Origin of the sequence: Pseudomonas sp. RC10 (genome assembly GCF_038397775.1) — a bacterium.
Lineage (GTDB): Bacteria > Pseudomonadota > Gammaproteobacteria > Pseudomonadales > Pseudomonadaceae > Aquipseudomonas > Aquipseudomonas bambusae.
This window is the reverse complement of sequence record NZ_CP151650.1, coordinates 3243539-3257787: the sequence shown is the minus strand read 5'-3', so window position 1 is coordinate 3257787 and position 14249 is coordinate 3243539. Positions and strand designations below refer to the sequence as shown.

General features: G+C 60.7%; 16 protein-coding genes. 11 read left to right on the top strand and 5 right to left on the bottom strand.

The annotated features are described in order from the left end of the window. Positions 1-37 precede the first annotated feature (37 nt). The 3 genes from AAEO81_RS15050 to AAEO81_RS15040 all read left to right on the top strand — a co-directional run bounded on the left by AAEO81_RS15050 (position 38) and on the right by AAEO81_RS15040 (position 2498). A complete protein-coding gene (locus tag AAEO81_RS15050; RefSeq protein WP_341964366.1) occupies positions 38-895 on the top strand; it encodes an SDR family oxidoreductase in 858 nt (285 codons plus the stop codon). 170 nt (positions 896-1065) lie between these two features. Next, positions 1066-1374: an RcnB family protein gene (locus tag AAEO81_RS15045; RefSeq protein WP_166598110.1), complete on the top strand. Its 309-nt coding sequence runs from the start codon at positions 1066-1068 to the stop codon at positions 1372-1374. Between the two features lie 194 nt (positions 1375-1568). Continuing rightward, entirely contained in the window at positions 1569-2498 is a 930-nt protein-coding gene (locus AAEO81_RS15040) for an AEC family transporter (RefSeq protein WP_166598109.1), read from the top strand. A gap of 11 nt (positions 2499-2509) precedes the next feature. On the opposite strand, the gene AAEO81_RS15035 is transcribed toward AAEO81_RS15040, so the two are convergent. Beyond that, positions 2510-3268: an SDR family oxidoreductase gene (locus AAEO81_RS15035; protein WP_341964365.1), complete on the bottom strand. Its 759-nt coding sequence runs from the start codon at positions 3266-3268 to the stop codon at positions 2510-2512. 123 nt (positions 3269-3391) lie between these two features. Between AAEO81_RS15035 and AAEO81_RS15030 the strand changes: the two genes are divergently transcribed. The 5 genes from AAEO81_RS15030 (at position 3392) to AAEO81_RS15010 (ending at position 6838) form a co-directional block, all read left to right on the top strand. Then, on the top strand, positions 3392-4297 hold the full coding sequence (locus tag AAEO81_RS15030) for a LysR family transcriptional regulator (protein WP_341964364.1): 906 nt from the start codon (positions 3392-3394) through the stop codon (positions 4295-4297). 152 nt (positions 4298-4449) lie between these two features. After that, the gene (locus AAEO81_RS15025; RefSeq protein ID WP_166598106.1) at positions 4450-4719 is read left to right on the top strand and encodes a DUF2282 domain-containing protein; all 270 of its coding nucleotides are present in this window, start codon (positions 4450-4452) and stop codon (positions 4717-4719) included. Between the two features lie 55 nt (positions 4720-4774). After that, positions 4775-5605: a DUF692 domain-containing protein gene (locus AAEO81_RS15020; RefSeq protein ID WP_341964363.1), complete on the top strand. Its 831-nt coding sequence runs from the start codon at positions 4775-4777 to the stop codon at positions 5603-5605. After that, positions 5602-6351, top strand: a complete 750-nt coding sequence (locus AAEO81_RS15015) for a DNA-binding domain-containing protein (protein ID WP_341964362.1) — start codon at positions 5602-5604, stop codon at positions 6349-6351. Before AAEO81_RS15020 ends, AAEO81_RS15015 begins: the two co-directional genes overlap by 4 nt. 16 nt (positions 6352-6367) lie before the next feature. Continuing rightward, positions 6368-6838: a DoxX family protein gene (locus tag AAEO81_RS15010; RefSeq protein ID WP_341964361.1), complete on the top strand. Its 471-nt coding sequence runs from the start codon at positions 6368-6370 to the stop codon at positions 6836-6838. 114 nt (positions 6839-6952) lie between these two features. Here AAEO81_RS15010 and AAEO81_RS15005 read toward each other — a convergent pair whose 3' ends face one another. Both AAEO81_RS15005 and AAEO81_RS15000 read right to left on the bottom strand, forming a co-directional pair. Next, positions 6953-8521 (bottom strand): GMC family oxidoreductase, encoded by a 1569-nt coding sequence (locus tag AAEO81_RS15005; RefSeq protein ID WP_341964360.1) that lies wholly within the window; start codon positions 8519-8521, stop codon positions 6953-6955. Positions 8522-8532: 11 nt separating this feature from the next. Then, on the bottom strand, positions 8533-9093 hold the full coding sequence (locus AAEO81_RS15000; protein ID WP_341964359.1) for a tat (twin-arginine translocation) pathway signal sequence: 561 nt from the start codon (positions 9091-9093) through the stop codon (positions 8533-8535). A gap of 213 nt (positions 9094-9306) precedes the next feature. Here AAEO81_RS15000 and gloA point away from each other — a divergent pair, with 213 nt between their 5' ends. After that, positions 9307-9834, top strand: a complete 528-nt coding sequence (gene gloA / locus AAEO81_RS14995; protein ID WP_341964358.1) for a lactoylglutathione lyase — start codon at positions 9307-9309, stop codon at positions 9832-9834. A 36-nt stretch (positions 9835-9870) separates the two neighbouring features. Here the strand turns inward: gloA and AAEO81_RS14990 are convergent, their stop codons facing one another. Together AAEO81_RS14990 and AAEO81_RS14985 are read right to left on the bottom strand one after the other, a co-directional pair. Beyond that, positions 9871-11124, bottom strand: a complete 1254-nt coding sequence (locus AAEO81_RS14990) for a serine hydrolase (protein ID WP_341964357.1) — start codon at positions 11122-11124, stop codon at positions 9871-9873. A gap of 156 nt (positions 11125-11280) precedes the next feature. Continuing rightward, positions 11281-12300 carry a branched-chain amino acid aminotransferase gene (locus AAEO81_RS14985; protein ID WP_166598098.1) on the bottom strand — a complete coding sequence of 340 codons (1020 nt, stop codon included), beginning with the start codon at positions 12298-12300 and terminating at the stop codon, positions 11281-11283. A gap of 305 nt (positions 12301-12605) precedes the next feature. Here AAEO81_RS14985 and AAEO81_RS14980 point away from each other — a divergent pair, with 305 nt between their 5' ends. Continuing rightward, positions 12606-12998, top strand: coding sequence for a VOC family protein (locus AAEO81_RS14980; RefSeq protein ID WP_341964356.1), 393 nt, complete (start codon positions 12606-12608; stop codon positions 12996-12998). A gap of 304 nt (positions 12999-13302) precedes the next feature. Beyond that, positions 13303-14127, top strand: coding sequence for an HDOD domain-containing protein (locus AAEO81_RS14975; RefSeq protein ID WP_341964355.1), 825 nt, complete (start codon positions 13303-13305; stop codon positions 14125-14127). Positions 14128-14249: the final 122 nt, after the last annotated feature.

Sequence of the window (14249 nt, the reverse complement as noted above, 5' to 3'; positions counted from 1 at the left end):
TGCTGAGCCCACATTCAACGTCACTGAGGAACACATCATGATCGTCATTACCGGTGCATCGGGTCAGTTGGGCCATCTGGTTATCGCTGAACTGCTGAAAACAGTCCCCGCCTCGCAGATCGTCGCTGTCGCACGCAACCTTGAAAAAGCCGCCGACCTCGCCGCGAAAGGCGTGCAGGTCCGCCACGGCGACTACACGAAACCCGAGACGCTGGACAGCGCGTTCAAGGGCGCTGAAAAGGTCCTGCTGATTTCCTCCGACGCCGTGGGCACCCGCGTGCCGCAGCATCAGGCCGTGATCGACGCCGCCAAACGGGCGGGCGTCAAACTGCTCGCCTACACCAGCGTGCTGCACGCGGACGCCTCGTTGTTGGGTCTGGCAGGCGAACACCGTGATACCGAAACCGCCCTCAAGGCCTCGGGCGTACCGTCTGTGGTGCTGCGCAACGGCTGGTACCACGAGAACTACACCGCCAGCATCCCGCCCGCCCTCGCCCATGGCCAATTGTTCGGCAGCGCCGGTGAAGGCCGCATCAGTTCCGCCGCCCGCGCCGATTACGCCGCAGCGGCCGCTGCGGTGCTGACCTCTTCTGACAATCAGGCGGGCAAGGTCTACGAACTGGCCGGTGATGCGTCCTACACGCTGACCGATCTGGCCGCCGAAGTGACTCGCCATGCGAACAAACCGGTTGCATACATCAATCTGCCGGAAGCCGACTACAAAGCCGCCTTGCTGAACGTCGGTCTACCCGAATTCGTTGCCGAGCTGCTGGCCAACTCCGATGCGGCGGCTGCCCAGGGTGCCCTGTTCGACGAAAGCCGTCAGTTGAGCGCGTTGATCGGTCGCCCGACCACGCCGTTCACCGAAGCCGTAAATCAGGCACTGGCGCACTAAGGCTTTAGAACGTTGCTTCCCACGGCGTCTCGGCAGCCCGAAGACCGGAGCCATCTGACGCCGTGGGCAAGCGCGCTTACCGGGCACCCTGCGCAAAACGACTGAATGATCCAGGCCTGTGACGGTCGGACCTTATGACGGCGCATCACGCGCTGGATAAGGAGCTTCGAATGAACAGCAAATCGCTCATCGCTGGCCTGACGATCCTGGGCTGCGTGTCGCTCGCCAGTTTCGCCGTGCAGGCAGAAGACGCCCCTGCGCAAACCGTTCAATCGTCCAAGGACAATCTTCGCGACCTCGAAAAAGGCGACCGCGTGCCGGAGAAATTCCAACGCCCCGGCGAAGCCATCAAGGACTGGAAAGCCAAAGGCCTCCATGCCCCCGCCGAACAGAGCCAGTGGGTGCGCATCAACAACAAATACGTGCAGGTCCAGACCACCAACGGCCAGATCACCGACATCGCGCCGATGAAGAAATAATGCCCCACTCCGGTGCTCGAACCTCCCTCGGGCACCCTCCCCGCGCCAGCCGCTCTAGATCAGGCCTGTCATCCCGAAAAAATGCGTCCGAGGGGCGAGAAAGGTTGGACGCTAACGATTTCCGACTTTAATCTTTGCCGCTTGTTTCGAGCCTCCCTTCCGAGGGTTCTTTCAAACGCCAGGGCCGAGAGTCGATGTCTTCCGTTTTGAATGTTTTGCTGCCGATCTTCGCCTTGATTCTGGTCGGTTACCTGTGCCGACGCACCAACCGGCTCGGTCCGACCGCCGCCTCGGAAATCAACCGGATGGTGGTGTGGCTGTGTCTTCCCGCCCTGCTTTTCACCGCCACGGCCACCGCCACGTGGGAGCAAATCTGGCACCCCGGATTCGTGCTGGTGTTCACCCTTTCGACGATGGTCATGTTCGTCGTCACCCTGCTGTTGCGGCGCAAGAAAGCAGGTCACTTTGCCGACGCCAGCATCGACGCCTTGAGCGCTTCCTACGCCAACACGGGTTACATCGGCATTCCGCTGTGCGTGATGGTGCTGGGCCAGAGCGGCCTTGAACCGGCGCTGATCGCGTCGTTGATCGTGGTCTGCGTGCTGTTCGGCATCACGCTGGTGTGCATCGAAATCGGCCTGCAAAGCGAAGCCCACGTGCACCGCATCGTGCTCAAGGTGTTGGGTGCGCTGGCGAAAAACCCGCTGGTGGTGTCGCCGATTCTGGGTGCGTGCTGGGCCTGGACGGGCATGCCATTGCCGGGGCCGCTGGACAAATTCCTCAGCCTGCTGGGCGCGGCGACCACCCCGTGTGCGCTGATTTCTCTGGGCCTGTTTCTGGCGCAGAAACAACAAGGCCCGCGCCATGGCACGAGCCTGTTGGTGTTGATCAAACTGATCGCCCATCCCCTGCTGACGTGGTTCCTGGCCTTCAAGGTCTTCCACCTGCCGCCACTGTGGGCGAACTCCGCATTGCTGCTCAGCGCCCTGCCCACCGGCACCGGGCCGTTCATGCTCGCCGAATACTACAAACGCGAAGCGTCGGTGGTGTCCAGCACGATCCTGATTTCAACCCTGGGTTCGCTGGTGACGCTGTCGTTGTGCATTTATTACATCAACGGCTGAGCGGCCAGTCGTCAGACGAACATTCCGCCCGACGCTTCGATGCGCTGCGCAGTGATCCAGCGCCCGCCATCCCCCAGCAGCATCGAAATCGCCGCCCCGATGTCGTCCGGTAGACCGACGCGGCCCAAAGCGGTATTGGCCGCGACCCACGCATTCACATCAGCGTTGTCCCGCACAGTGCCGCCGCCGAAGTCGGTCTCGATGGCGCCAGGGGCCAAGGCGTTCACCGTGATCCCGCGAGGCCCCAGTTCGTTGGCCAAGTAGCGGGTCCAGACTTCGATACCGCCCTTCATCGACGCATACGCCGCGTAGCCCACCGGTGAGAACCGCGCCAGGCCGGATGAGATGTTGACGATCCGCCCACCGTCGGCGATCAGCGGCAAGAGTTTCTGGGTCAGGAAAAACGGCCCTTTGAAATGCACGTTCATTAACTGGTCGAACTGCGCCTCGGTGGTCTCCGCGCAACTGGCGTACATGCCAATGCCCGCGTTGTTGACTAGAAAATCAAAGCGCTCCGCCTTGAAATAAGCACTCAGCAGCGCCGACACCTGCGTGGCAAACGTATCGAAACGGCTGCTGTCGCCCACGTCCAGTTGCAGCATCTTGACCTTGCCACCGAGGCTTTCGATCTCAGCGACTACACGCTGCGCCTCGTCTTCACGGCTGTGATAAGTGCCGATAATGGCCACGCCTTCCCGAGCCAGATGCAGCGCTGCGCTTTTGCCCAGGCCGCGGCTGGCGCCGGTGATGATCGCGATCTTTTGACTCATGGTAATGCCCTCAATTGGCTGTATTCAGTCAGTGGCGACCACTGTATTGTTCGGGGTACCCCCAGATAAACCCACATGGATCGACATGACTGATCGACCATCACGAACAATAGGCCTCCAACGATGAACAAACTCGACCTGCTCAAGACCTTCGTCCGGGTCGCGGAACTGTCCAGTTTCACCTTGGCCAGCGATGCATTGGGGCTGCCGCGCTCCAGCGTGTCGGAACAGATTCGTGCCCTCGAACAGTTGCTCGACACCCGGCTGCTTCAGCGCACCACGCGCAAAGTCCAGACCACACCGGATGGCCAGGCGCTGTATGAACGCAGCAAGGATTTGCTCGCACAGATGGACGAACTGGAAGGCCTGTTTCGTCAGGACAACGCCGTGCTCAGCGGCCGACTGCGGGTGGACATGCCCACCGCCGTCGCCCGTCGGTTGGTCATGCCGCGCCTTCGCGAATTCATCGACCGGCATCCCCTGATCGAACTGGAGATCAGCAGCACCGACCGACGCGTCGACCTGATACGCGAAGGCTTCGATTGCGTGATGCGGGTCGGTGAGCTGCCGGACACTACGCTGGTGGCGCGCAAGATCGGCCACTTCCAGATGGTCAATTGCGTCAGCGTCGAATACGCCGAGCGGTTCGGCATTCCCCAGACCCTCGACGACCTGCAGCAGCATCAGTTGATCAACTACGTGTCAGCGTTCGGCGCCAGCACGGCAACGTTCGAGTACCACCGGGACGGCAAGGACCATCAGGTGCCGATGCCCAGCAGCGTCACGGTCAATTACATCGAAGCCTACGAAGCCGCGTGCCTCGGTGGGCTGGGCATCGTGCAGGTGCCGCGACTGGCGCACGAGTACCAGTTCGAACGCGGCGAATTGGTGGAAGTCCTGCCGGATTACCTGCCCGCCCCGATGCCTGTCTCGCTGCTCTACGCCCACCGGCGGCACCTGCCGCAACGCTGTCGGGTGTTCATGGACTGGCTGTCGAACCTGTTGCTCGAATACGGCGTGGTGGGCTGATTTCAGGGTGACCGGAAGTTTTTTAAAAAAAATCTGCAGAGGGCCGTAACCGATTTCGAATCTCCAGCGAACTACCCCTCGAATCTGATGCACAGCATGGCTGTCATGCCGGTGCCGCGATTCTCTCATTCAAAAACCTGGAGATACACCTGATGAAAACTCTTTCCCTCGCTGCTGTCGCTCTGGCTTTCGCTTCCATCGCTACTGGCGTCAGCGCTGCTGAAACCGGCTCCGCGCCTGCCATGGAAAAATGCTACGGCGTATCGATGGCTGGCAAAAACGATTGCAAGGCTGGCGCCGGTACCACCTGCGCAGGCACCTCCAAAACCGACTACCAGACCAACGCCTGGAAAAACGTACCCGCTGGCACTTGCACCTCCATCAAGACCCCACACGGCACCGGTTCGCTGACCCCGATGTAATTCGTCAGACCTGAAAAGCTGAACGCTTGAACCATCGCAAGGGCAGACGTCGATCATGAACACCCCTTCTACACTGGGCGCGGGACTGGGCCTCAAGGCCGACCACTACGAGGCCGCACACGACTGCGCGGCCACCGGTTTGTGGTTTGAAGTCCACCCGGAAAACTACATGATCGACGGCGGCCCTCGCCTGGCATGGCTGGAAGCAATCGGCAGTCGCCACCCGCTTTCGTTGCACGGTGTTTCACTGTCGCTGGCAGCCGATTGCGCGCCAGACACCGAACACCTTAAACGCCTCAAGGCCCTTGCCGACCGCGTTCAGCCAGCCCTTATTTCCGAGCACCTCGCCTGGTCCACCTGGCGGGGTCAGTATCACCCCGATCTGCTGCCCTTCCCTCGCACCGAGGAAGCCTTGCAGCGCATCGCCGACAACGTGCACCGCACCCAGGCTTTCCTCGGGCGGCGGCTGGCCATCGAAAACCCCAGCCATTACCTCGCGCTGGACGGCCATGACTTCAGCGAAATCGACTTCCTCACCGAACTGAGCCAACGCACCGGCTGCGGCCTGCTGCTGGACATCAACAACGTTTTCCTGAGTGCCCATAACATGGGCTACGACGCCAATGCCTACGTGGATGCCTTTCCCGGGGAGGCCATTCTGGAAATTCACCTGGCAGGACACAGTGTCGATCCCGGCGGCGCGGCGCTGCTGATCGACTCTCACGATGCGCTGGTGGCCGAACCGGTCTGGGCCTTGTATGAACGGCTGATTCGACGCATCGGCCCTCGCCCGACCCTGATCGAGCGGGACGATAATCTGCCATCGTTCACTGAACTGTTGCTGGAGCGGGACCGGGCACAAGCGCTGCTGGAGGCCGTGTCATGAAACTGCAAGCGTTCCAGGACGCGTTCGTTGAAGCCCTCTATGACCCCAACGCCGTAGCACTGTCGATGTTGACGGAGCAACCGGGTTTCACGGTCTACCGCAACACCGTGATGAAAGGCGCGGTCGATGCGCTGATTGCCAACTTCCCCACGGTCGAGCGCCTCGTGGGCAGTGACTGGTTGACGGCAGCAGCGTCGATTCATGCGCAACAAACGCCCCCGTCGGATGCGCGTTTGATCCATCACGGCCGCGCATTCCCTGAGTTTCTCGATCAATTCGAACACGCCCGCGACTTACCGTATCTGGGCAATGTCGCCCGACTGGATTTGCTCTGGACCCACTGCCACACCGCCCTCGACGAACCCGGTCTGGACATGAATCACATCGCCCGCCTTACGCCGGAACAGCTCGCTTCATTGTTGCTGAAACCCAGGGCGGCCGCGCGTTGGACCTGGTTTGCGGACCAACCTGTTTTCAGCATCTGGCGCCATAACCGCGAGGGGCTGGCAATGCCGGAACAACTGGACTGGCGAGGTGAAGGCGCGTTGCTGGTGCGCAGCGAAGGCGCGGTCGGCTGGCAATCGCTGGACGTGGGCGGCTGTGGTTTTCTCGACGCCTGCGCCGCCGGAAAGACGCTGGCGCAAGCCGCTGAACACGCCAGCGCCCTGCAACCTTCGCTCGACATTCTTGAACTGCTGACACGACTGGTCAGCGCCGATGTTTTCGCCGCCACTGACCCACATTGATCCATTGGAGGACGCCATGGACACGCTGCACACTGACACCTCGCAATCCCACACTCTGCGCGGCGGCTGGAATCGCTTCGCCGACCGACTTTCGCTGTTGATCACCGACTCGGTGCTGTCACTGGTCGCACGCATCGCCATCGCAGGCATTTTTCTGATGTCGGGGCGCACCAAGGTCGAAGGGTTTCTGACGATTACCGACAGCACCTACGAACTGTTTCGCAGTGAGTACAAACTGCCGCTGATTCCCCCGGAAATTGCCGCGCATCTGGCGGCCTATGCTGAGCACTTCTTCCCGCTGCTATTGATCCTCGGCCTGTTTTCGCGACTGTCGGCCTTTGCCTTGCTGGGCATGACGCTGGTGATCGAAATATTCGTCTACCCGGATGCCTGGGTCACCCACTTGAGCTGGGCCGGGCTGCTGCTGATCATCATCGGCAAAGGCGCGGGGCCGCTGTCGCTGGATCGGAAGTTCGGGATTCGGTGATGCCATATCGCACACGGCTCGCTGGCGATGGTGCCTGAAAAATCACCACCGCTGGCGAGCCGTGCTGCTACGACTGAACGCTTCGGCCTACCGGCCAAGAGGCGTCCTTTCATGTCAAACCGCCCGCGTATTCATCGCCTGCGCTATAAACTCCGCCTGCCGAATCGCCAACGTCACGATGGTCAACGTCGGATTCTCTCCCGCACTGGTGGTGAACTGGCTGCCATCCGAAATGAACAGGTTCGGAATCTCATGGCTCTGCCCATGCTGGTTGCACACCCCATCCTGCGGCTTTTCGCTCATGCGGCAGGTGCCCAGGTTGTGGGTCGAAGGGTACGGCGGCACACGGAACGTTTTCACCGCGCCGACAGATGAATACAGCGCTTCACCTTGCTTGAACGCGTGCTCGCGCATGGCCAGGTCATTGGGGTGATCGTCGTAATGCACGTTGGGCACCGGCAGGCCGTACTTGTCCTTGATGCTTTCGTTGAGGGTAATCCGGTTGCTTTCCTGAGGCATGTCTTCGCCGACGATCCACATCCCTGCAAGCTTGCTGTACTGCTCCATCACATCGGTGAAATCCCGGCCCCACGCCCCCGGATTGAAAAACGCCGCGAGGAACGATGGCCCAAGGGAGATCGTTTCCATCTCATAACCGCCGACGAAGCCGCGATCCGGCTTGTGGTGAATCTCGTCGCTGACAATCCCGGCCATGATGGTGCCGCGATAGAAGTGCACCTCCTCGGGAAACGACGCGAAAACAGTACCGGTGGTGTGGCGCATGTAATGTTTGCCGACCATCCCCGAGCCATTCGCCAGACCGTGAGGGAACTGACTGCTGGCCGAATTGAGCAATAACCGTGGGGTTTCGATGGAGTTACCGGCGACCGCCACCACCCGCGCCTTTTGCCGCTGTTCCTTGCCGAGCCCGTCGAAATACACCACCGCGTTGACCCGGCCCTTGTCGTCGTGCTCGATTTTCGCCACATGGCATTGGGTGCGCAGTTCCAGCTTGCCCGTGGCTTCAGCGGCGGGGATTTCGGTGTACAGCGTCGACCACTTAGCCCCCATCTTGCAGCCCTGGAAGCAGAAGCCCAGCTGCTGGCACCCGGCCCGATCGCCACGGGGCTGGCTGTTGATCGCCATGTGCCCTGTGGAGCATTCCTTGTAGCCCATCTTCTGCGCGCCGTTGTACAGCACCTTGAAGTTGTTGTTACCGGGCAGACCTTCGATGTTGTTGGTGCGGGTCACGCCCATTTTGTCCTCGGCGCGGGCGTAATACGGTTCCATCTCGGCCAAGGTGATGGGCCAGTTCAAGAGATTGGCACCCTGCACCTGACCGTAGGTGTCCAGTGCGCGGAATTCGTGCTCCTGAAAACGCAGGCTCGCGCCCGCCCAGTGGGTGGTGGTGCCGCCAACGGTTTTACAGATCCAGGCGGGCAGATTGGGGAAGTCCTTGGCCACCCGCCATGAGCCTGAAGTGGTGCGCATGTCACCCCAGGACAGTTGCGAAAAAGAAGGCCACTCGTCATTGATGAATGTGCCCGTGGACTGACGCGCCCCGGCTTCCAGCAACACCACCGACACGCCCTTTTGGCACAGTTCGTTGGCCAGCGTCCCGCCGCCCGCGCCCGAGCCAATGATCACCACGACCGAATCGTCATCCAGGTTGTACGTTGTCATGATTGCGCTCCTCAGGCAGGGACAGTCGGGCTGGCATCGACAGGCGGGTTGGGCAGCCATTTGAGGTCGTTGAACCCGCGATGGATGTAACCGCCTTTGGGGAAGGACGCGCCTTCATAGCCGAAGTGCTTGTACGCCAGCTCGTTGCTGTAAAGGCTGTTCACCGACACACCGCGCACCAGCGCGAAAAACGGCCCGGTCTGCACGTCCTTGAGAATGCCCACTTGCTTGTCTTCAGCGAGCGAAGCCCAGTCGCCCCCTGCGTGCTGGTCCAGATCGGCCAGACCCTGCTTCAGGGTGTCGGCGACGCCGGGGTCCGCGGAGGCTTTTTCATCGAGGGCTTTGACGGAAAACGCATAGACCGCGTCTTCCATGGTGTCGTGGGGGAAGATGCGCCGGATGACCAGCAAGAGCTTGCTGCCGGTGGCGCTGTCCAGTGTGTTCATCTCCAATGCCCAGGTCCGGCTTGGAGCAAGCAGTGCAACAGGGCCGGAACCGAACACCAGCGTTCCCAGCAACAGCCCGCCGCTTCCTTGCAAAAAGCGGCGACGATCGAGTATCAGGTCACTCATGGCTTTTGTCCTTGTTATTTTTTTTGTCGGTGCAATCAAGCTGAATTGATAGTAGTAGTGCCGTGGGGGGAAAGGTAATAGCGGTCTACTACGTGGTTATAAGCCTGGATAGGGTGCGTGTCGGCAAACGACAACCCGGTAGTAATCCGGTATTACCCGCCCCGCCCGCGGCCTTTCTAGACTGTCGGCTTCACTCATCACGAGCAGCCTGCCATGTCTTTCGTCAGCGAAACCCAACCCGGTGTGTGCCTCACGCCGGACGCCGTCACTCAGGAGTACGTGTTCAACCACACGATGTTGCGGGTAAAGGACCCCGAGCGTTCGCTGGACTTTTACACGCGGGTGCTGGGGATGCGGCTGCTGCGCCAGGTGGATTTTCCCGAAGGGAAGTTTTCGCTGCTGTTTCTGGCGATGACCAAAGGCGAGGCAGTGCCGGAGGATGCGTCGGCACGCATGAGCCATACCTTCAGCCGGGAATCGGTGCTGGAACTGACCCACAACTGGGGCACTGAAAGCGACGACTCGCAGTACCACAACGGCAATAAGGACCCACGGGGTTTCGGGCACATCTGCTTTTCAGTGCCTGATATTGAGGCGGCGTGCGCCCGTTTCGAATCCTTGGGCGTGCCCTTCGTCAAACGGTTGGACAAAGGCATGAAACACGTTGCCTTCATCAGCGATCCGGACGAGTACTGGGTCGAAATCGTGCAGGCGGACCTGTTGGGCAATCTGGGGCAGTAAGCCGCCCTTTTCCGGGCGGCTTCATCAGCGACGTCGTTAGTCGAGCGCTGCCACCACCGCATCAAAAAACGCCAGCGGCGCGATGAGGTTGCGGCGCAGCGGCTTGGGTTGATCGCCAAAGGTGACGATCACCACGTTGTGCGTCGGGTTGATGTAGATGTTCTGGCCCTGCATGCCGATGGCCGAATAGGCGCCGTCCTTGATCGAGGCTTCGGTCCGGCCCGGCCACCACATGTAGCCGTAATTCAACGGGCTGCCGTCCTTGAGCACCTTGGGAGCGGTGGCTTCCTGAACCCAGCCTTGCGGCAGAATCGACTGGCCGGCGATCTTGCCGCCGTTCATGAAAAACAGCCCGAAACGCCCGAAATCCCGCAGCGTCGCGCTGATGCCACTGCCGCCGATTTCCTGGCCATTGGGCGAATCCAGCCACCACTTGGCATCGTGTTCCATGCCGAACGGTCGCCAGATTTTCTGCTCCAGGTAGTCGGACAGCGGCATCTTCACGGCGCTGCGAATGACTTCTTCCAGCACTTGAGTCTCGCCCGTGCTGTAGTTGTTGACCGTGCCCGGTTCGGCCGCTTTCGGCAAACTCGCCATCAGCGTCATCGCCGCCCCCGGGGTCTGGGCAATCTGCGCCCGCAACAACGCGCGACGGTCGGATGAAGGGTCGGTGAAGGCTTCGCTCCACTTCACCCCGGACGTCATCGTCAGCACGTTGCGAATCGTCACGCCCTCGTAAGCGCTGCCCTTGAGGCGCGGCACATAGTCGACCACCGCATCGTCGAGGCTTTTGATCGCGCCATCATGCAGCGCCACAGCCGCCAGGGTGGAGGTGACGGACTTGGCCATGGACATCGACATCCAGCGGGTCCTGTCGGTGTTGCCGCGCTGGTAGGTCTCGTAGGCGACTTTGCCGTCCTTGATCACCAGCATCGCGGTAATGCTGTCCACCGCGACGTAGTCGAACAGGTCGTACTTCTTGCCTTCGTAGGTGAAGTGGACGTTGTCCAGCTGTTGAGGCGCTTTCGGCAGGCCGTAAGGATGGTCACTGCCGTCGATGGTGCGCGTGGGGAACAGTCGATCAATGTTGCGGTAAGTGCTGACGGCGAGGTCAGGCAGCATCGTGCCTTCGTAAATCTGCTCGACGGTGCCGATGGGTTCGTGGGCATGGGGGTATTCGTAATCGTCTTTGGCCCAGGCATCGGGCACGGCGCCGAGGGCGAACAGGCCGAGGGAAACGGTGAATGGCTGCAAGCGCAGAAAAGGACGGGAAACCGCTCGTGACAGCATAAAACATCCTTGCTTTTGCGTTGAAATCGGGCCGATGGGCCGCTGAATCGAAGGTGCGGTTTACCACGGTTCGATGACAGGATTCAAAAGTCCGGCGCAAAAAAAACCACCGCACAGGGGCGGTGGCTTCTTTATCGAGCGTGGGCCAGATCAGGCTCAGACCTTGACGACCCAGCCCGCCGGGCCTTCGATTTCGCCAAACTGAATGCCGGTCAGCTCTTTATACAGACGCTGTGTCACCGGACCCACTTCGGTCTCGCTGTGGAACACGTGCAGCTTGTCTTTGTAGCTGATGCCACCGATCGGCGTAATCACCGCAGCGGTCCCGCAGGCACCGGCTTCCTTGAACTGATCCAGCTTGTCGATGAACACTTCGCCTTCGGTCACTTTCAGGCCCAGACGGCTTTCAGCCAGCTCGATCAGCGACAGACGGGTGATGCCCGGCAGCACGGAAGGCGATTTCGGCGTGATGAACTGGTCGTCGTGGGTAATGCCGAAGAAGTTGGCCGAACCGACTTCTTCGATCTTCGAATGCGTCAGCGGGTCCAGGTAGATCGCGTCGGCGAAGCCGTTTTTCTTGGCTTCGCTGCCCGGCATCATGCTTGCCGCGTAGTTGCCGCCAACTTTCGCAGCACCGGTGCCTTGTGGCGCGGCGCGGTCGTAGCTGGAGATCACGAAGTTGTGTGGCTTCATGCCGCCCTTGAAGTAAGGGCCGACCGGGATGCAGAACACCGAGAAGATGAACTCGGGCGCTGCACGCACGCCGATGTTGTCACCGACGCCGATCACGAATGGACGCAGGTACAGCGCACCGCCCGTACCGTAAGGCGGGATGAAACGTTCGTTGGCGCGGACCACTTCCTTGCACGCTTCGATGAACTGTTCGGTCGGAACGTGAGGCATCAGCAGACGCGAGCAGCTGCGTTGCATGCGCGCGGCGTTCTGGTCCGGGCGGAACAGGTTGATCGACCCGTCCTTGGCGCGGTAGGCCTTCAGGCCTTCGAAACATTGCTGGCCGTAGTGCAGCGCGGTCGAGCCTTCGCTGATGTGCAACACGTTGTCTTCGGTCAGGGTGCCTGTGTCCCACTCACCGTCGCGCCAGTGAGCCAGGTAGCGCTTGTCGGTCTTGATGTAGTCGAAACCCAGCTTGTCCCAATTAATGCTTTCGTTACCCATGACACCCTCTATTTCCTGGCCAGCGCGCCCGCAGGTGGGGGCTGGCATTTCATCAATATGGTCGTGAAGGCTCGGCCGAGGGAACGGCCCCCACCGATGTTGCGCCATATTACTGATTTTTTGCCGGACAAACCGCCTTGAAAGCTTAACAAGCAAAAAAGAGCACCCAACCGCCTTTAGGCCCTCTTCAAAAACCGCTGCCAAGCTGCGAATCTGACGCCCGTTGCCGTTGGTCCGCCGGCAGTTCGAGGCGGTGGCGAAACACCCACTCGGCTCCACTGAGCCTCGTTCAGCAAGGAAAGCCCATGACCGATCTGCCCAAACCCGGCGCCGTACTGTTCGCCAAAGACTTGCCCCGTGTCGCCGCGTTTTATCGCGAACTGCTGGACATGACGCAGACCGTCACTGAAAAACGGTTGATCGTGCTGGAGTCGTCGACCTACCAACTGGTGATTCATGGCATTCCGAAAGCGGTTTCCGACCGGGTCATCATCAGTTCTCCGCCGCAGCGGCGCGTGGACCTGCCCACCAAGCTGGTGTTTCCCGTGAAAAACCTGGCCGATGCCCGCGCAGCGGCGGTCGCCTTGGGTGGGCAGGTGGACGCACCGGCCGGGCAGTTCACCGCCCGCGGCTTCACCGCCTGCGACGGGTTCGACCCGGAGGGCAATGTCGTACAGTTTCGCGAACCGGCGCCGTGATTGTCGGTGAATGGATGGACGTCTATAGGAGCGAATTCAATCGCGAGAGGCCGGTGCGGCCGATACATCTATATCGCCTGATACATCTATCGTCGGTATGCCGCCCAGAATGAATTCGTTCCCACAGGGACTGGGCGTCGCCATGCACTGCGTCATCTGACGCTTCTGCAGGTCTCGGGGTGTCACAGGATTCTGTGGATGCACCCGAGATTTCGTGCCGCCTGTATCAAAAGCTTCTCAACCGCCGTGCAGATTCGCCATTTTTGCCTATCGTTGGTAATTCATATGAAACAGGAGCACGTCCATGGGTATCGAGCAACTCTTCGCGGATTTGGGCAGTCTTCCGAGCATTCCCAAAGTGGCTCAAGACCTGATTCAACAGTTCGACAACCCGTCGTCGAACATTGAGAGCATCGCTCGCAACATCCAGAAGGACCCGGTGATTTCCGCCAAAATTCTACGGCTGGCCAACTCGGCGCGGTTTCGCGGGGCGCGGGAGTCTTCAAGCATCGACGACGCAGCCATGCGCCTGGGCTTCAACACCCTGCGCACGCTGGTGCTGGCGTCGGCGGTGACCGGGGCGTTCAAGGCCGGGCCAAGCTTCGACCTCAAGGGCTTCTGGCTGAAAAGCTTTCAAGTGGCGGGGATTTGTCGCCTGTTGGCCAAGCAGTCGGGCGCCGACGCTGAAATCGCTTTCACGTGCGGCGTGATGCATGACATTGGCGAGCTGCTGATCCAGACCGGCGCGCCACAAGTGGCCGAGCGCATCAATAGCGTCACCAAGACCGGCACCACCAGCCGGGCCGCCATCGAGACCCTGCAACTGGGCTTCGGCTACCCGGAAGTAGGTGCGGAGCTGGCCCGCCGCTGGCAGTTGCCGCCGGTGATCCAGCAGGCGATTGCCTATCAGGCCCGCCCGATGCAGGCCCCCGGCGACGCGACCCAGGCCCGGATCGTCGCCCAGGCGCTGACCGTGTCCGATGCGCTGGAAAACAACGGCGGTGCGACACCGCAGGCGCAGCAGTCCATCGAAGGGCCGCTGTTTGAAGGCGTTGATCTGGATGCGCTGTTCACGGCATTGCCTGCGGTATTGGAGGCGGACAAGGCCTTTGCGGAGTTGCTGAGCTGATTCCTCCTCTTCAGGTCTGACGCCAAACCTGTAGGAGCGAATTTATTCGCGAAAAATGCATCCGGCGGTGGAGATATGTCGGTTGTACCGGCCACTCGCGAATGAATTCGCTCCTACAGAGG